16 protein-coding genes are annotated in these 19,036 nt (G+C 40.5%); 6 read left to right on the forward strand and 10 right to left on the reverse strand.

Annotation, left to right across the window (positions count from 1 at the left end):
• The first annotated feature begins 192 nt into the window (after nt 1-192).
• On the forward strand, nt 193-5,439 hold the full coding sequence (locus H6G57_RS05560; RefSeq protein ID WP_190516697.1) for an AAA family ATPase: 5,247 nt from the start codon (nt 193-195) through the stop codon (nt 5,437-5,439).
• Nucleotides 5,440-5,956: 517 nt separating this feature from the next.
• Here H6G57_RS05560 and H6G57_RS05565 read toward each other — a convergent pair.
• The 8 genes from H6G57_RS05565 to H6G57_RS05600 form a co-directional block, all read right to left on the reverse strand.
• A complete protein-coding gene (locus H6G57_RS05565) occupies nt 5,957-6,682 on the reverse strand; it encodes a GDSL-type esterase/lipase family protein (protein ID WP_190516698.1) in 726 nt (241 codons plus the stop codon).
• A gap of 382 nt (nt 6,683-7,064) precedes the next feature.
• A complete protein-coding gene (locus H6G57_RS05570) occupies nt 7,065-8,159 on the reverse strand; it encodes a class III poly(R)-hydroxyalkanoic acid synthase subunit PhaC (protein WP_190516700.1) in 1,095 nt (364 codons plus the stop codon).
• A gap of 85 nt (nt 8,160-8,244) precedes the next feature.
• Complete coding sequence (phaE, locus tag H6G57_RS05575; protein ID WP_190516701.1) at nt 8,245-9,237, reverse strand: class III poly(R)-hydroxyalkanoic acid synthase subunit PhaE; 993 nt, start codon at nt 9,235-9,237, stop codon at nt 8,245-8,247.
• Between the two features lie 238 nt (nt 9,238-9,475).
• On the reverse strand, nt 9,476-10,198 hold the full coding sequence (phaB, locus tag H6G57_RS05580) for an acetoacetyl-CoA reductase PhaB (protein ID WP_190516702.1): 723 nt from the start codon (nt 10,196-10,198) through the stop codon (nt 9,476-9,478).
• Nucleotides 10,199-10,243: 45 nt separating this feature from the next.
• Nucleotides 10,244-11,434, reverse strand: coding sequence for an acetyl-CoA acetyltransferase PhaA (gene phaA / locus H6G57_RS05585; RefSeq protein WP_190516703.1), 1,191 nt, complete (start codon nt 11,432-11,434; stop codon nt 10,244-10,246).
• A gap of 511 nt (nt 11,435-11,945) precedes the next feature.
• Entirely contained in the window at nt 11,946-12,377 is a 432-nt protein-coding gene (locus H6G57_RS05590; protein ID WP_190516704.1) for a heavy metal-responsive transcriptional regulator, read from the reverse strand.
• Nucleotides 12,378-12,479: 102 nt separating this feature from the next.
• Nucleotides 12,480-12,788, reverse strand: coding sequence for a hypothetical protein (locus H6G57_RS05595; RefSeq protein ID WP_190516844.1), 309 nt, complete (start codon nt 12,786-12,788; stop codon nt 12,480-12,482).
• Between the two features lie 339 nt (nt 12,789-13,127).
• Nucleotides 13,128-13,298, reverse strand: a complete 171-nt coding sequence (locus H6G57_RS05600; protein ID WP_186440269.1) for a hypothetical protein — start codon at nt 13,296-13,298, stop codon at nt 13,128-13,130.
• Between the two features lie 60 nt (nt 13,299-13,358).
• On the opposite strand from H6G57_RS05600, the gene H6G57_RS05605 reads away from it, so the two are divergent.
• Entirely contained in the window at nt 13,359-13,943 is a 585-nt protein-coding gene (locus H6G57_RS05605) for a DUF3611 family protein (protein ID WP_190516705.1), read from the forward strand.
• 83 nt (nt 13,944-14,026) lie between these two features.
• Here the strand turns inward: H6G57_RS05605 and H6G57_RS05610 are convergent, their stop codons facing one another.
• Both H6G57_RS05610 and H6G57_RS05615 read right to left on the reverse strand, forming a co-directional pair.
• On the reverse strand, nt 14,027-16,585 hold the full coding sequence (locus H6G57_RS05610) for a glycoside hydrolase family 31 protein (protein WP_190516706.1): 2,559 nt from the start codon (nt 16,583-16,585) through the stop codon (nt 14,027-14,029).
• 128 nt (nt 16,586-16,713) lie between these two features.
• Nucleotides 16,714-16,962, reverse strand: coding sequence for a hypothetical protein (locus H6G57_RS05615; protein ID WP_190516707.1), 249 nt, complete (start codon nt 16,960-16,962; stop codon nt 16,714-16,716).
• A 321-nt stretch (nt 16,963-17,283) separates the two neighbouring features.
• On the opposite strand from H6G57_RS05615, the gene H6G57_RS05620 reads away from it, so the two are divergent.
• From H6G57_RS05620 to rpsD, 4 genes are all read left to right on the forward strand, one after another.
• Nucleotides 17,284-17,475, forward strand: a complete 192-nt coding sequence (locus H6G57_RS05620) for a hypothetical protein (RefSeq protein WP_190516709.1) — start codon at nt 17,284-17,286, stop codon at nt 17,473-17,475.
• Nucleotides 17,476-17,638: 163 nt separating this feature from the next.
• Complete coding sequence (locus H6G57_RS05625) at nt 17,639-17,872, forward strand: hypothetical protein (protein WP_072719554.1); 234 nt, start codon at nt 17,639-17,641, stop codon at nt 17,870-17,872.
• Entirely contained in the window at nt 17,865-18,278 is a 414-nt protein-coding gene (locus tag H6G57_RS05630) for a type II toxin-antitoxin system VapC family toxin (RefSeq protein ID WP_190516710.1), read from the forward strand. The genes H6G57_RS05625 and H6G57_RS05630 overlap by 8 nt, the downstream gene beginning before the upstream one ends.
• A 69-nt stretch (nt 18,279-18,347) precedes the next feature.
• A complete protein-coding gene (gene rpsD / locus H6G57_RS05635) occupies nt 18,348-18,956 on the forward strand; it encodes a 30S ribosomal protein S4 (protein WP_190516712.1) in 609 nt (202 codons plus the stop codon).
• Nucleotides 18,957-19,036: the final 80 nt, after the last annotated feature.

Raw genomic sequence — 19,036 nt, forward strand, 5'->3', positions numbered from 1 at the left:
TTCTTTCCAATTGTGATGATTTACGCTACAGTAGACTCATGGGAATACAGTATAATGAAGTATAGATTACTTCCATGCACTCAATCATTTTTTCAAACTCTCTACTTTCTGGATGTAGAGAAACCCAAACTTCGACAGAATTAAGGATTGAGCGTCAATATAGTATTTTTACCCTCAGTGTGCAATCTTCCTATGAATAAATTATTGGATTCTCAAGCAGTAGCATCAGTGAATCAACAAGGTTTGCATCGATTACTACGCTCGGTTTCCCTATCTCAAGGGCAATTTTCCTTAGTCTTAGTGCGATGCAATTCTAGTCAACTCAGACAACAAGTGCTTCAGGCTGTACAAGCTGATTCTGAAATTGCCATTGAACTTCTCATCCTCTCTGCTCAAACGTCAACCCTGTATACAACCTTATCGCAATACGTTCAAACCCATTCCCCTTCAGCATTGATGATTTTAGGGTTAGAAACCGTTGAAAATCTCGATGCTCTTCTGAGTTCAACGAATCAGGTTCGAGATGAATTTCGCAAACAATTTAATTTTCCACTGATTTTATGGATTACGGATGATATTGCGACACAGTTAATTCGTCTAGCACCGGATTTTAAAAGTTGGGCAGCTGCAACGATTAAATTTCAATTAACAACGGCGGAGTTATTAGATTATTTAAAATTACAAGCCAATACCTTTTTTACCTTGGCAGAACTCAAAATCAAAGCTTGGAAACCAGAAACACAACAAGCCTTTCAATCTTCCGTTTCTCGGAGTTATCCTTCTGACTTTGCTATCAATTCTAATCGTCGCCGAGAACTTGAACTCCATTGGCAAGATTTACAAAATCGAGGTTATGAATTAGACCCAGCTTTGGAAGCGTTTCGTCAGTTTATTTTCGCTCAAGATGGCGATGCTAATGACCACAGCGAAAAAGCTCGCCAACACTATCAACAAAGTTTAGCTTTTCTACAACATGAATGTCTTCAAAAAGATGTAGGGTGTTGGTTCACGGTCAACCGTCAGGGAATTGTTCTCTTTCATATTGCCTTAACTTATTGGATTCAAGCCACAAGAAATCCAGGGATAAAACACACGTTATTACTAGAAGCCAAAAATTATTTTGAGCAAAGTCAGCAAATTTTTGAACAAGCTGGACGACCTGATTTAAGCGCGGGAGTCCTCTCCCATTTAGGAGAAGTTTTACAACGTTTACAATTATGGGAGGAGTTACAAGAATTAGCCATCTCCGGGTTAAAAATGCACCTGATTTATGGAACTGCTAGCCAACTCGCTCAAGATTATGGGTTTATGGCAGAGGTGGCGTTACGACGGTCGCAATGGAATCAAGCCCTTGCTTTAGCGCAATTGGCGTTAACAATTTTACCCGAATTGAATCGAACAGCGAGTCGAGGACAATGTTTATTATTATTAGCACGCTGTTATCAACAGCAGGGAGAATGGCTACAGGCGCGGCAAGAATTAGAATTAGCTTTAGAGCAAACAAAACCTCAATATAATCCGCAGTTGTATCTGGATATTTTGGGAGAATTACGGAATATTTACTATCATCAAGGTCAGTATCGCCAAGCATTTAGAATAAAAAAAAAGCAACGAGAACTTGAGCATCAATATGGGTTCCGAGCGTTTATTGGGGCTGCCCAACTTCAACCGCCTAAACAAGCAATTAATCCCTCTAGTCTTCAAGGGGAAAATATCGTAACCATTGCGGAAGAAATGATGGCATCCTGTCGCCAACAGGATATTCAAAATTTGCTGAATCGATTAAGTCGAGATGATCACAAATTGATTATTGTTCATGGGCGTTCTGGGGTGGGTAAAAGTTCTTTAGTGAATGCAGGTTTAGTTCCGGCTTTGAAGAATACGGCGATTAGTGCTAGAGGGTGTTTACCCGTTGTAATTCAGGGTTATACGGATTGGGCTAGGGAATTAGAACGCAGTTTAGCCAATGCTTTACTGAATTGTGATGCCTTCAAATATCCTGATGAATCAATTAAAAAACTCTGGTATAATGTGATTGCTCAATCCTCAACTAAACCGAAAAAATTATGCAAAAAAAATGCGGAAACAGCTAATTCTTTTATTCTTAATTCGTCTTCTTTTGTGCTAAAACAACTGAATAAAAATGCGGATCGAAATTTACTAACAGTTTTGATTTTTGATCAATTTGAAGAATTCTTTTTTGTCTCTCATCATCAAACTAGAAGAAAAATATTTTATGATTTTTTGAAAGTTTGTTTGGATTTACCTTTTGTCAAAATTATTTTTTCTATCCGGGAAGATTATCTGCACTATCTTTTGGAATGTGATTATTTATTAAATTTAGAAGCCATTAATAATAACATTCTGGATAAGAAAATACGCTATCATTTGCGGGATTTTACTTTAGCTGAAGCAAAAACAGTAATTGACCGATTAACCCAACGGGCTAAATTAAAATTAGAACCCGCTTTAATTAATGCCTTAGTCACCGATTTAGCAGATGAACGTCAGGAAGTTAGACCCATTGAATTGCAAGTTGTGGGTGCTCAACTTCAGGAAGAAGGAGAACATGGAATTACCACCTTATCGACTTATCAAAAATTAGGAATTAATCCCAAAGCCGAATTAATTAAACATTCCATTGAACAGGTAATTCAAGATTGTGGTCAAGAAAACGAAGATGCCGCCTGGGAAGTATTATTTGCCCTAACGGATGAAAAATTTACTCGCCCCATTAAAACAAAAGCTGAATTAATTACAGCAGCTAGGAGGAGACAACAAGAGGCTGATAAGGGGACTAGGGGACTAGGAGATAAGGGGATCAACAGGATTTTAGCGGGTGGTCAACACTTCGACAAACTCAGTGCAAAGCTGTCAACAATTGTTGAAGATCGAGAGGAACCAGAAGCCTTTATTGATGTAATATTAGAATCCGGTTTGCTGTTACGAAGACGGGAGGAACCCGAAGATCGATATCAATTGCTGCATGATTATTTAGTCTTACCGATTCGCCAACGATATGCCTTGCAAGAACAACAGCGCCAGCAAGATATTCAGCAGCGTTTAAACCAAGTTCAAGCTGAAAAATATCAAGCCGAAGCCGCTTTAGAAAAAATGAGTCGAGAGCAATTGTTAAAACGGAATCAACTCTTACAACAGTTGTTAGGAGTCTCGATGGTCGTTGCCCTATTATTGGGTTTTACAACAAAAGTAGCGACTCATCAACAGCGACGGGCTGATCAACAAAAACAACTGGCAGATTTAGCGACCTTAACGGCTTCTTCTGAAGCGCTTTTCTTCTCACAATATAAGTTTGATGCCTTAATGGAAAGTTTAAGGGCGGCTCGACAATTTCAACAATTGAAAGCCACAACAGCGCTGAGTCCTGAACTGACCACGATGGAAACTCGAATTGCAGCCACATTACAGCAGGCGGTGTATGGTATTGGAGAACGCAACCGTTTAGAAGGACATCTGGATGTCGCCTGGGATGTCTCTTTTAGTCCCGATGGTAAAACCATGGCTTCTGGGAGCTTTGATAAAACCGTTAAATTGTGGACACCTGAAGGTCAACTTTTACAAACCTTAGTCGGTCATACGGCCAGTGTCACGAGCGTTAGTTTCAGTCCCGATGGTCAATTACTCGCCTCTGCATCCCAGGATGGAACAATTAAACTTTGGCCGTTAGAGGCGGGAATCACAAAAGTTAGGGGCCAGATGTCTGTTCCCCGGGTAACACTCCCAGGTCATCGCAAAAGCGTTTCCTCTGTCACCTTTTCACCGGATGGCCGTTTGATAGCTTCGGGATCTGAAGATCGTCAATTAAAATTATGGAGTCGAGACGGGAAATTATTACGAACCTTTGTGAATCGGGCGGCGTTAACGTCCGTGACGTTTAGCCCCGATGGTCAAGTTTTAGCCATCGCTCTTGCTAATGGCATGGTAACAATTTTGGAATTGGATGGAACAATTCTCTACAATTTAGACCATACCGAAGATCCGAAGGAAACGGTTTATAAAGTCCAATTTTCTCCGAATGGTAAATTCATAGCCACGGTGGGACAAGATCAAACCCTGAAACTGTGGAGCCGTCGCGGTCAACTGTTGAAAACCTTAAAGGGAGATGGCTCCAGAGTTTATGGGGTTCATTTTTCCCCCGATAGCAAATTATTAGCGACTTCTAGTGACGATAAGAATATTTATTTATGGACAGTGGAAGGAACGTTATTAAAACAATGGCAAGGACATGGGGATAAAGTCACGAATGTTCGATTTTCTCCCGATGGCAAGATTTTAGCGTCTTCTAGTTATGACAAAACGGTGAAACTGTGGAATATTGATCGCATTCCTCTGAAAACCCTCACCGGACATCAACATCGAGTTTTAGGGGTGAGTTTTAGCCCTAATGGTGAGATATTTGCCTCAGCAAGTCAGGATAAAACCGTGAAGTTGTGGAGTCGTACAGGAGCGTTATTAACGACATTAACCGGACATCAAGATCGGGTGGCGACGGTGAGTTTTAGCCCGGATGGTGAACTGTTGGCGACGGCCAGCTATGACCATAGGGTGAAATTGTGGAAACTGAGTGATGACACCGAAAACTCCCAAACATCCTCTAGGCGATTATTTCAGTTTGGGGCGTTCGGGGGAATTCCTGGGCTGTTTCATCGCGGGACAACGGCGTTACCTTCTCAGAAAAAGCGAGTTTCTGTAGAATCCATTCAATTGCTCAACAGTTGGAGCGCTCATGATGATAGCATTATGAGTGTTACCTTCAGCCCTGATGGGGAAACGATTGCCACAGCCAGTAAGGATAAAACGGTGAAATTGTGGAACCGCCAGGGGGAGTTATTACACACCTTAATCGGACATCATTTATGGGTTAATAGTGTTACGTTTAGCCCGGATGGTCGAGTGATTGTGACTTCTAGTGACGATGGAACGATTAAGCTGTGGAATCATCAGGGAACTTTGTTAAAAACCATTGCGGGCCATCAAGGTTTGATTCTCAGCGTCAGTTTTAGCCCCGATGGTCAAGTGATTGCGTCCGCCGGCTATGACAATACGGTTAAACTTTGGGATCGCAAGGGGAACTATCTCAAGACATTATTAAAGGGATCAAGTGATAGTGTGACCAGTGTAGTGTTTAGTCCTGATAGTCAGTTAATCGCCTCAGCCAGTTTCGATGGTACGGTTAAACTTTGGAGTCGTCAGGATGGCACCTTATTAAAAACCTTAGTCGGCCATCGGGATAGCGTCATGGGGATTAGCTTCAGTCCCGATGGTCAGGTTTTAGTGTCCGCCAGTCGGGATAAAACCTTAATTATGTGGAATCTCGATTTGGATAACCTGATTGATCGCGCTTGTGATTGGGTTTACGATTATCTGCGAACAAATCCTAAAGTTGGCAATAGCGATCGCTATCTGTGCCATCTATAGTGCTAGGGAACAGGGAACAGGGAACAGGGAACAGACGCGCCCTGTAGAGACGCGCCATGGCGCGTCTCTACTACAATTTTAATGCGTAGTGCTATACCCTTATATCTTCTTATAAAAGCAAGGAAAGTAATAGAAAGCCGAAGAATAGGAGGGCAGATTCAAAAAATACTTGAAATTCTAATTTGCTAGTCATGGTTCCAACTCCTGATGGGGGTTAGTCTGGTCTGGGAGTATCCCACGAACATTGCGTTTGTGGGAAATCCATCTATTTTTACTGTTTTGCTCACCGCCTTATCTTTAATCGGGTGTTAGTTGAGGAGAATTAACCCCATAGTGGAGTAGAAATAGAACGTTGTGACTCAGAAATTAAGTAGGTTTAATTTTGAACGGCTTAATCTTCTGAAATCTAAACAACTTAGCTTTTCTCCTTACTCTTATATTGTATTATTTTTTTTCAGGTTTGTACCTTAAGTTTTTCGCCTATTTGCCATTTCCTGATTAGTTTTATTAATCCCTATCAAGCACTTGTTTCCCAAGAAGGCAGATCGGTATGAAGATGAGACATAGGTTCCCAGTTGAGAATATCGTGTAATAAAGCTTGATAGCCTCGGATATTGGGATGAAGACCATCAGCACTTAAATGTAACCGTCGCCAATGTTCTCCTCGTTTCAACCACAGGTCAAAAATATCGAGATAAGGAATCTGACGTTGTTCACAAGCTAACTGGGTGGCTTGTTTGTAGCGATACTGGTCAGCGTGATTATAATAAAAACAATCGAGAAATGGCATCTTACTTTCATCCACAGGCACCATTCCCACAAATAAAACCGGACACAAATTGACAGCCTGATCTAACAAATGATTCATTTGGGTATGAAAGTGTTCAAATTCTGTAAACTCCCGTCCATCTGCTCGTCCTAACCGGGGAGAATCATTCACCCCAACCGACAAAATCATTAATTCAGGCTGACGATTTCGGAATTCTCCTCGGTGACTCCATTCTTTTTCCAACCGTTGGGAAACTTGAGCCACACCGTTTCCTCGCACCCCTAAATTATAGAGGGCATGACCGGGATGGTTGGGAGACATCCACAGGCGACGTAAGCGTTCTACCCAGCCACCCCCAACGGGATCACCAAATCCATAAATTAGACTGTCTCCGAGAGCAACAATCCTCATGGGAAGATGGGGGTGATAAGGCTTAGGAAAATGGGAAAAAGATTGAGGAGAAAGGGTTCGCATACAAGCCTTCTTTTGAGGTCACATTGAAACCGAGGCGTTAAATTTTAGCACCCTCAAATCGCTCACTAGCAGGTATAATGCCTGTTTGACGGGATTTAAAGTTACTACTTTTAACTTAAATTTAGTCTAGCCTTGCTTGAGTTAAAAAAAAAGTTCCTGATGAACCTTTAAGATTAGATTTTTTTATGTTTGCTTGCTGCCGATTCGACAAAGTGTTGTTCAAAGATAAACTCTGAATATTAATTAATAAAATAATGTTCTGATTTTGAACAATTTTATTGACAGTTCTTAATCTTTGGAAAAATATATTAAAAAAGGGGAACTGAACTTAAGGTTTTTTCAGTATCCCCAGGATATTTTTCTCTAAAAACGGCTTATTCCGCTAACTTCTGGCTTTTAACCAATTGGCAATGGTGGGGGGTAAATCCCGTTGTACTTTCCCACTCACATACATTCCAATATGTCCGACGGGGAAAGATTGGACGGTATAATCTTTACTACCCACATATTGTTTTAAGGCAATAGATGATGATGGATCTACTAAATGATCTTTCTCCGCATACAGATTTAAAACAGGCATATTCACCGCTTTTAAATTCACCTGTTTCTCCCCAATCAAAACTTCACCTTTAATTAATTTATTGCCTTGGTAGAAATCTTTTAAAAACTGCCGATAGGCTTCTCCAGCTTGATCTGGACTATCAAAAATCCATTTTTCCATCCGCATAAAATTAAGCAATTTATCTTGACTGCTCATAATATCCGGTAAATCCAAATATTTTTGATATCCCAATTGCAACGGTTTAAGCATCAAAAATTCAAGATTGAGGAAATCCCCTGGAACATTCCCCATCGCATCAATCATTAAATCCACATCTAACGCATCAGAACCCAGGGTACAACCTCCCCGCATATTTAATAGGGTATTTTTCATTTTAAAATCAACGGGAGTCACCATCACAATTAAGTTCTTCACCTTGTCGGGGTGCATGGAACTATAACACAAACTAAAGGTTCCTCCTTGACAAATTCCTAATAGATTAATTTTGTCTAATTGATGGGTTTTGCAAATAAAATCGACACAGTTATCCAGATAACCATTTAAGTAGTCATCTAAGGTTAACCAGCGATCCGCGCGAGTTGGATATCCCCAGTCGAGTAAATAAACATCTAATCCCAATTTTAACAAATTGGCAACTAAGGATCGATCTTCCTGTAAGTCAACCATAAACGGACGGTTAACTAAGGCATAAACAATTAAAACCGGAATTTGAAAGGGTTTTTCGACCTGGGATTTAAAGCGATATAAAATCACTTTATCTTCCTTATAAACCACTTCTTTAGGAGAAAAACCCACTTCAATATCTTCTTCTCGTAAACGGCTTAAATTTTCCATACCTTTCACGAGTTTTTGCGTTAACTCCACATATTCGTGGGTGGTATCTTCCAAGCTTAATTGAGTTAAAAAAGGTAACATAGTTTTAATTCAAGTTAGGGGATATGGAATGGGGAACAGGCATCTTGCCTGTTAATTAAAACCTATTAACAAAACAGGTCAACCGTTAACCTTCTGGTTCATACTTTGCTAAGGTTTTTTTCAACCGTTTAACTTCTTTCCGCAGTTCATAAACCGTTTTATGAATTTCATCGACTTCGCTGCGAGAAGGCATATTCATCGCTTTCATCCAAGATTCCATTAATTCTTGTTGTTGAATGCGATAGGCATTTAAAGCATTGAGAAAATCTCCATGAACTTTAAGATTTTCTTCCGAAACAAAAGTCTTCTCAAAAATATCGTCAGAAACGATACTCCAGAGATCTTGAAACTTCCGCCAGTCGGTAACAGGTTCGCCTTTTTCAGCTAATTCAACTAATTTTTGAATTAAGGCTTCAAAGGACTTAACTTGAATATCGGATAATAAAATTTGATAATTGTTACTAGCGCGATAAAGATTTGTCCATTGATCAAATCCTTTGAGAATTTTATTGTTAAACTCCCGTGTAATTCCTAGGGTCGGACTTTGCAAAAAATTCCCAAAGGTAGGTTGATAAAACATCTCCCAATACAGGTTATTCAGTTCGATCCAAGGTTGACTATTTCCTGTCCAAGTTTGGTTTAATGGGCCAAGGGAAGACTCCATATAAGCCATCCAAACTTGATTAAACTTTTGGATTTGTTGAGAATATAATTGCCAAAGTTGAGTGGTATCTTGATTGATCTTTTGATTTCCTAGGGAAAAATCATCTAATTGTTTGCGAATTTGTGCGGTATAATTGGTTAAGGTTTTTTGCCAATCATCCCCCGCTTGAACTTTCGGTAAAATATCTTGCCAAGCCTCAAAAGACAGCTTCAGAAAACGCATTAATAATTGTTGATTTTGCGTAAACCGTTCTGTTAAAGCGGTCATATTGGGTTTGGTTTCCGCATTTCCGTTTTCTGCGGTTGCTACTCCCATTTGATTAAACCAGGCTTTCCAAATTTGAGTTCCTGCATCCGTCCAAGCATTCACCCAATTTCCGGTTAAATCATTCCAAGTTGCGGTTTCTTTATCCATTTTTTTCACCATGAATTCAATTGTTTAAGAAGAACTCCACCCACCCTACCCTTGAAGACGGGAGGAGTTATTATATGAAATCTTTAAATGTTGGCTACACATCTCCCCCCTTTTTAAGGGGGGTTGGGGGGGATCATCTGTAGCGTTCATAATGGGATTTCATATTAATCATTTCCTTGAATCAAACAAAATAGGTATAAAACAGGCAAGATGCCTGTTCCACTTGTTTGAGTTATGTTTAAGTATGATGGGCTCCATTCACTCGCAAAACTTCTCCAGTAACATAACTACTGGCAACCGGAGACAACAGAAAAGCACAAGCCCAAGCAATGTCTTCCGGTTCTCCAAAGCGACGGAAGGGAATTTCTGCGACTATTTTTTCCTTGATATTATCAGCGATCACTTTGGTCATTTCTGTATTAATAAATCCAGGGGCGATCGCATTTGCCCGTACATTATAACGCGCCGCTTCTCTAGCTAAAGATTTGACTAAACCAATCACAGCCGCTTTCGTTGCGGCATAGTTGGTTTGACCCGCATTACCGCGATCGCCTGAAATTGAACTAATGGCAACAATTGACCCGGCTTTTTGTTCATACATTCCCGCAACAAAGGGTTTAATTGTATTCACAACCCCTTTTAAATTAACATTAATTACCGCATCCCAATCGGCGGGAGACAGTTTCCCAAAAAAGTTATCACGGGTAATCCCAGCGTTAGCCACAACCCCATAAACTGGCCCTAATTTTTCCGCAATTTCTTTGCCAACGGCCTCCATTTCTTCTAAATTCGTGACATCGGCTTTCGTTGCAAAAGCAGCCGGATGATCATCGGGAATATTAATATCTACAAACGCGACTTTTGCCCCTAATTCGGTTAATAACGAGACAATGGTTGCTCCAATTCCTCGACCGCCACCCGTGACAAAAATGACTTTATCTTCTAAACCTAAAGAAACCATACTGTTTACTCCAATTCAAGTGATTAGTCTTAATCTTTAAATCCTTTAAACTCGTTCAATGGCTAAAGCCGTCCCGCCTCCCGTTCCATGACATAAGGCGGCTAACCCCAGGGTTTTATCCTGCTCTTTTAAGGCATTCAACAAGGTGACAATAATTCGGGTTCCTGATGCGCCAATAGGATGTCCTAAAGCGATCGCACCCCCATTTACATTCATTTTGTCAAAGGGAACACCTAACATTTGATTGAATAAACAACTACTGACCGCAAAGGCTTCATTATTTTCTACTAAATCAAAATCAGCAATTGTCATATTCAATTTAGTCAGAAGTTTCTGGGTTGCGAGTATCGGAATTTCCGTAAATCGCCAAGTTTCACCTCCGGCTAAAGTCCCTGACATCAGTTTAGCTAAGGGTGTTAAACCGTATTTTTCCACCGCTTGAGCACTGGCTAAAACGACAGCCGCAGCACCATCGGAAAGTTGACTACTATTTCCCGCCGTTAATATTCCCTCTTTACTAAAAGCCGGACGTAATTTAGCTAAACTTTCTAAGGTTGTTTCCGGGCGAATTCCTTCATCTTGATCGAGAATTTGTGTGCCTTTTTTGCTGACAATTTCTATCGGGGCAATTTCCGCTTTAAAGGTTCCCCGTTGAGTCGCTTCGTTGGCGCGTTTGTGGGAATAAAACGCCACTTCATCTAAATTTTGCCGGGTGAACCCATGTTCAGCAGCCACTCGTTCGGTTTCATCCCCCATTCCCTCTCCAGTGGTGGGGTCAGTTAACCCGTCATACACCAGAATATCAATTAACTGTTCCGGTGCACCCATGAGGAATTTATATCCCCATCTCGCCCGTTGGGAGAGATAAAATCCGGTTTGAGACATGGATTCTATGCCTCCGGCTAAGACGAGATCGGCTTCTCCGGCCCGAATGGCGGTTGCGGCATTAATCAGGGTCATCATACCGGAGGAACACACCATATCCACCGCATATCCATCCACATGGGCGGGAATTCCGGCTTTCAGGGCAGCTTGGCGAGGAATGAGTTGTCCGTGTCCGGCGCGGAGAACATTTCCCAAAATGTAGAGGTCTAAGGCATCGCTGGGAACTCCTCCGCGTTCCAATGCAGCTTTGATGACGTGGGCCCCGAGATCGGAAGGAGAAAAACCTGCTAAGGAACCGCCAAAACGACCGAGGGGGGTGCGGACTGCTGAAACGATATACACATCAAGCACTAATCCCTGCTCCTCTTGCTAAAACTTTTAAGAACAATGATTCTTTTTTATCATATTTGAGGAGTATAAATTCCTAAATAAAGTATTAAGAATCGAAGGAAAATAATTAAGAATCAAGAAGTTAATGTTAAGAATTGAACAGTGAATATTAAGTTTTGAAAAAATAAGCAACTGGAGAACGGATCAGCAAAGCATAGAAAAGCCTGATGTTGAATTGTTTGGATGACTTGTGATCGCACAGCACTATCCTTAAAATAATTCTGTTTTTGCTTGACACAAACCCGAAAATTGAGCTATACTTAATAAAAGCTGTAAAAAAATATAGGGAAAAATGGCACGACAACTAAAACGTTGGGAATCTCCCCGTTCCCAAGGCAGAAATATTAAAGGAAAAGGGGGTTCGGCGAGGGCGCGACAACTGAAAAAACAACGGCAAACCCTCAGAAACAAACTTAATCAAAACCAAAGCAACGGGAAGGATCAATCAGATCCCTTCCCGATTTTTTTAGGATTAACATTCCCCTTGAATATTGGGACAAATCGTGGTATCCTCGTGATAGTTTGATGGATGATCTTGCCAATGGTTGAGTAATTGTTGTAACTCACTTTTTAAGATTTCTAAGGCGGTTATTTGGTGATTAATCTCTTCAACTTTCATCGCTAAATGTTGTTTAACCTCCTCACAGGGAAGTTCACCGCGATCGCTAATATTTAAAATCTCTCGAATTTCACTTAAACTTAAACCCAAAGATTGAGCGCGTTTGACAAAGGCTAAACGGTTAACCACCGAGGGCGTAAAAAGTCGATACCCGGAGTCAGACCGTTCAACGGTGGGCGCTAATAAACCAATTTCTTCATAATAGCGAACCGTTTTCACCGATAAGCCACTCCGGGCGGCAACATCACCAATTTTTAAGCGTTCCTCTGTAATCACAGCACTCATTTTCAGTGATCCTGATGATTTCTTCACTCAATAAAAAGAACAATTTGATCCAGAAACTGAGTTTCTGACCTTTCCATCGGGATTTAATCTTTTAAAAAAGGCTTAAAAACCCGGTTTTTTGGATCGACGAGAACGTAAGTCCTGGGTGAGTTGAGGGAGGGGAGGTCTGGAAGAACTAGGGGGGAGAACATATTCCGGTGCGGTTTCAGGTTGTTCAATTTTAGAGCGTTGTAACATCCACCAACGCAAGACCAAAATCACCGCCACGCTGGAAAGCCCAAAGGTTAATAACGATAAACTTGAACTCACTCCACCAATCACAGCATCTACAGTTCCAACCGTTACCACAAAACTCACAATAGGTTCTCGACGATAAGCAGACCTGAGAACACGCGGCCATAAAGCATTCATCACAGTTTTACTCTAAATTTTAATTGTGTTAACTTTTAGTACAATCTATCGGAATAGGAGCCGACAGAATCATTCTCTAATCTTCTTCACTTCAAAGTTTATCTAATCCCAATTTAACTTAATCTCCAAACTTTTGCTGCATTTTACCCCTTGCGGGGTCAGTTGTCATCCGTTATCAGAGTGATCAGAAACTGAGGATTTGACTGATTCTGTTTAGCCTGAATTCCAGGGAAATCCCAAAATTATGGCTCAACAGGAGAACCCTGAATTAACTTTGACCCATCAGACGAATGACAACTTCTGTAATTAACGGTCAACTATGAACAGTCTTCGCTAAAATTAACTCAACCCCAGCCAGGATAACAAACCCTGTCCGCTAAAATATTCAATTGCCAAGGTGATCAAAAAACCAATCATGGCCGCTCGACCGTTTAACCGTTCAGCATATTGATTGAAACCAAATTTGGGTTCATTTAGGTTGGGGGTTGTCGTCGGTTGTGGTTGATTCATGCTTGAGTTCCTTGGATTTTAAGCGCGTTCATTATGATTTTACCCCTGATTGTATAAACAATGTCCTATCCATCCGACTCCTCCCCCCCTTCAAATGCCATTCAACGGGTTGCCTTTGCCCTGCGTACCACTGGCTGGGTTTGCTTTTGGACACAGCTTGTTTTAGCGGTGGTTTCTGCTCTTATTCAGCTTTTTGCGATTTTTGCCTTTAATCCAGGAAGAACAGCACAAACTGGCGCAACACCAGGAATGGGTGGCGGTTTAGTTTTTGCCTTAATTGGACTGGGTATTTTAGGGTTTAGTATTTTTCAAGCCTTTCGTTACACTCGTTTAGCCCGCAGACTGAAAGCACCGGGAATGGCCCGTCCCAGCCGTGCAGAAACCATGAAGCAAATTCGCCTGGGTTTAACCAGTAACTTAAGCGGAATGGCTGTCACCTTAATTGCATCAGAGGCCATTAACGGCATTTTATTAGCAAAAGCAATCTCTCAACCTCGAAATTTTTTAGCCACCGCAGGCAGTCTGCAAGATTTTATCCAGCCTGTTGATTTTTTCGTAGTTCTCGCGAATACCCACACCATTGTTGCTCACTTCGTTGGAATTGTCGCTGCTTTGTGGTTAATGAGAGAGATTTATAAGAATTAGGAGAAAGCCATAGAATGAATTGGCATCAGTATGAGTAATCGATGGGGAAATGGTGCGTGCGCTGCGCTTACGCACCCTACTTTTTAGAGGGTAGCGATTAAACGAGCTTGTTGAAAGGGGCGATCGCAAATTATACTATTATTTTTACAAGTAATTTCAAGATCATCAATCCAGGCTTTTTGTAAATTAAAACCATGTAATTGTAACTGAATTTGCTGATATGAAAAGGGATAATCCCCTTGTTGTTCCCAAATTAATGTCATTGAATTTCCGTCTTGTTTCATGCTATTTCCTGAAGACTCAATCTGATCAGATTCAGTGTTTGCTAGTAAGACAGGAAGCAGTTGATTGGTTGTTGCTGAGGTGAAACTGGGTTGAAGTTGAAATTGATCAATTCTGGAAGTTTCATATCCATCACCTGCATCACTATATAATAGTCCTTGAGCGTTTCTTTCACGGGTGGGATAGAGATGTAAGATTAAGGTTTTTCCCTCTTCCATTGGGATAATACTTCCGGCTTTTATTAATAAAGGAATTCGTTCTAAAGGCGCATCAAATTCAACAATTTGGGAACCTTTTAATGGTTGATCATCCCAAAAATGATACCATTCTCCTGGGGGTAAATAGACATTACGCGATCGCATTCCGGGTTGATAAATTGGACAGATCATTAAAGCATTTCCGAGTAAAAACGCATCATCAATATCCCATAAATTACTATCCGTTGGATCAAGCCAAAATATCGGACGGACTGGGGGATATCCTTTTTGATGGGTTTCCCTAGTTAAAGTATAAATATAGGGAATTAATCGATAACGAAATTTTAAGAATTCGCGTAAAATACTTAAGGTTGGTTCTCCATATATCCAAGGGGTTCGATGTTCGACGTTATTAGAAGAATGAGTCCGATAAAACATCATAAAACTCGACATTTGAAACCAACGTAAATACAATTCTGCGCTAGGGTTTCCTTGAAAACCTCCGGTGTCTGAACCACTATAGGAAATACCGGATAAACCTAACCCAATAACTGTTGAAATAGTTTGACGTAAAGCCGCCCAACTTGACTCAATATCCCCCGTCCAAACCCACGCATAACGTTGTAAACCTGCCCACCCTGCACGAGATACAATAAAAGGGCGATGATGGGGTCGAGATTGACGTAAACTTTCAAAAGCGGCGGAGGCTTGTAACATTCCATAAACGTTATGAATTTCTCGATGATCTCCCCCTCGACCTTCAACAAAATGGCGAGTTACTTTTGGTAATGAACGATCTCCCCACGCAATAAAAGCCGCAGGTTCGTTCATATCATGCCAAAATCCTCCGACTCCAACTTCTAATAAATATAAATATTGTCGTGTCCACCAACGGCGCACCATTGGATGAGTAAAATCAGGAAAAACTGTCCATCCCGGCCATACTGGAGCTATTACTAATTTACCATTAGGATATTTACAAAAACCATGAAGAATTTGCCCTTGTAAAAACATTTGATTATGGCGAGTATATTTAACTCCGGGGTTGAGAATACTAATAAATTTAACGCCATGAACTTCGAGTTCTTGAGTAAAGCGTTGTAAGTCAGGAAATCGTTTGGGATCAATAGTAAAGGCTTGATAATCTACCATGACATCAATATCAAGATGAATGGCACTTAATGGCAGATCATTTTTTTCAAAATTGCGATAGGTTTCTCTGACTTGGGTTTCAGTTCCAAACCCCCAACGAGAATGATGATAGCCTAACGCCCAACGGGGAGGAAGGGGAGAATGTCCGGTTAATTCGGTGTAATTTTCTATTAATTTAGGGAGAGAACCTAGAGTGAAATAATAGCGCAATGCACCGCCGCTAAAATTGGCTGTTGCTGTGTCTGAAAATTGAAAAATTGCTTCATAGGGATTTTCATAAAAAATCAAATAACTCCCTTGTTCATGTAATCCTAAATACAGGGGAATACATAAATACATGGGGTCAGAACCCGGACTATATTGTCCGGCTGCGTCAAAATTCCACATTCTAAATTTTTTAGGTTCTGAAGTAGGTTTCCCTTTTTTAGTGACTTCTTTTGCTAATCGTAAATTTAAGGGAAATGAACGCTCTCCTAACCCATAAATATGTTCTTCGGGTCGTAAATTAGCTCGATGTATCCATTGTTCATTTAATTTTTCTGGAGGGTATTCTTCGCGAATTAATTGGTGTTGAGCATCGAAAAATTTCAGATGCCCTTCATCCTGAACCTGGATCGTTAATGTTGCGTTTGGGGAGGTAACAGTCCAAGCATTTTCGGTTTGATTTAAAAGGGGTTCTAGGGTTTCCCATTCCTGACGTTCAATGCCATAGGGATAGGGTAAAATAGTCGGTTTCCAAGTAATTCTGACAAAATCATTGGTTAAGAAAGTTAGTTCTAATTCTGCTTTTTCAAAATTGAAGATTGTGCCTGTTTCTGTGTTTTCTGCTTTTAATAATTTCCCTGGTGTGTCACCTGTTTCTGAGGAATGAGGTTGCAGGGGGGGAATATTGCGGTCAGCGCGATCGCGTTTATAAGAATATAAGATAGCTTGAGGGGTGTAGGTTAAATAAATTAAATTGACCCAGAATAATTTCCATTTTAAGTATAATTTTTTGAAAAATCTTTTCATTTTATTAAAATAATAAACTTTATGGATAAAAGAATAAAACGCTCACCTATTTTAACCATGGAAAAACTGGGGACAGCCCTACAGCCCCCAGGCATAGCCTGTTGATAAATTTTTCAAATTTAACATCCTTAAGCTGCTTTTGGTATTTGTTGATCTTGAAATGCGGGTTGGGGAGTGGGTTCTAATTTCCAACCTGCTTTAAATAATTTTTGATAGGTAGCCCACCCTTTGGAACCCCCCGGAATGGGATAATCAGGAACAGAATAATGAGCCATTAAATAATAAGGAACCCAAGGTTTATTGGCCTCAAGGCGCAAATGAAGAATGGTTGTTCCATTGCTTGCAGACCGGGGTAGCCAACACATTTGTCCAGCCATAATTGACTCCTTTTTTAATTAGAATCTTGATTGAAATCAAGGTTAAACTATCACAGTTTCTCTAAATCCTTACTTTTATTCTGTTTTGGGGAAAATCAATTGACCTCTACATAAGGTTGGATTTATCTAGGAAAATAAATCTATCTTCCTGGGTAATCGAGAATTAATATAAGGGTGATTCTTTTGCTCGTATGGATTTGAAGCAGAAATTCACTCTGTATGAAGCCCAGGGCAAAGGCGCGATTCTTTGGGGTTTGCAGTAAAATAAATTAATCAAGGAGTTTAGTCACAATGCTTTACTCCTTACAGGAGTGAAAAACTATGACAGCCTTAGCTCAAGAGATTCTTAATACTTTTGATAGTTTGGCTGACGCAGAGCAACTTGAGATTGGGCTAGAAATCTTGAGGCGGCTCGTCCATTTTGACTTTCCACCATTGACAGATGAAGACTTTATCTTAAATGCTGAAGAGTTATTCTTAGCATTAGATCAACAAGAAATTGATTATGAATAGTCCTGAGCTTGGCGAAGTCTGGCTTGTCGATCTGGGCTATGTGCCAAAAGTTAGACCATGCTTAGTGGTTAGTATCCGGGTTCTCAACCAAGATCTCTAAAAAATGCTATTATGGGATTAATCTAAATCATTAAAAAACGGTTTTGAGAACATTTTAATTATTATGATTCAAGAAATTAATGCCATATTTGATGGTAAATCCCTGCAACTGGAATCTCCCTTAAACCTGGATATAGGTACAAGGGTTAAAATTATTGTTGAAACAATATTACCTCAAGAAAAACCCCAAAAAACGTTTTTTGAAACCGCTCAATCTTTACAGCTACAAGGGAATCCAGATTGGTCTGAGAAAATTGATCAGTATTTATATGGGGAAACTGTTTCTGATCATGAATGAAGTTTTTTTAGATACTTCCTTTGCGATTGCGCTTTCTTCAATTATGGATCAACATCATGCACGGGCTGTTCAATTGGCTGCTCAACTACAAGCTAGTCAAGCCCGTTTAGTTACTACTCAAGCTATTTTACTAGAAATTGGTAATGCACTTTCTAAATTAAAATATAGAATGGCTGCAATCCAACTATTAGAATCTCTTGAAGCTGATCCCAGTGTGGAAATTGTGGTGTTGACTCATGATTTGTATATGGCTGCATTCAATTTGTTTAAACAGCGAAAAGATAAAGAATGGGGTTTAGTCGATTGTCTGTCATTTATCGTTATGGGGAATCGAGGAATTACTGATGCACTAACCGCCGATACTCATTTTCAGCAAGCCGGATTTCGAGCATTACTCAAAAACTAGACCATTCAAGTTGGATACATACTATAATAAAAGATTGGTGCAAAAAATTTTATGCGGAGAAGAAGTTAGATGGCTCGATATAGAGGCCCCCGTCTGAGAATCGTTCGTCGTTTGGGCGATTTACCCGGATTAACCCGGAAGACCCCCAGAAAGGCCTATCCCCCCGGACAACATGGTCAAGCTCGTCGCAAACGTTCAGAATATGCGATTCGGTTAGAAGAAAAACAAAAACTGCGCTATAACTACGGTGTTTCGGAGCGTCAACTGTTACGCTATGTCCGTAAAGCTCGCCGCGCTTCCGGTTCCACTGGACAAGTGTTGCTGCAACTGTTGGAAATGCGTTTGGATAATACCATTTTCCGTTTAGGAATGGCCCCTACAATTCCGGCGGCTCGTCAGTTAGTCAGTCATGGTCACGTTACCGTCAATGGTCATCGCGTGAACATCCCCAGCTATCAATGCAGACCCGGTGAAATTATTGGGATCAGAAATACTGAAAAATCCCGTGAACTGGTAAAAGCCAATTTACAATATCCCGGTTTAGCCAACGTTCCTAGCCATCTGGAGTTAGATAAAGCACAACTGACTGCAAAGGTAAATAGCGTCATTGAACGGGAATGGGTGGCTTTACAAATTAACGAACTGTTAGTGGTTGAATATTATTCACGTCAAGCCTAAGAGTTCCTCACCGTTCTATTTTTCGTGGGGCGTTATCGACTAAAAATAACGTACCCCACCCGATTATTATTAAACCCTAA

Origin of the sequence: Planktothrix sp. FACHB-1365 (genome assembly GCF_014697575.1) — a bacterium.
Lineage (GTDB): Bacteria > Cyanobacteriota > Cyanobacteriia > Cyanobacteriales > Microcoleaceae > Planktothrix.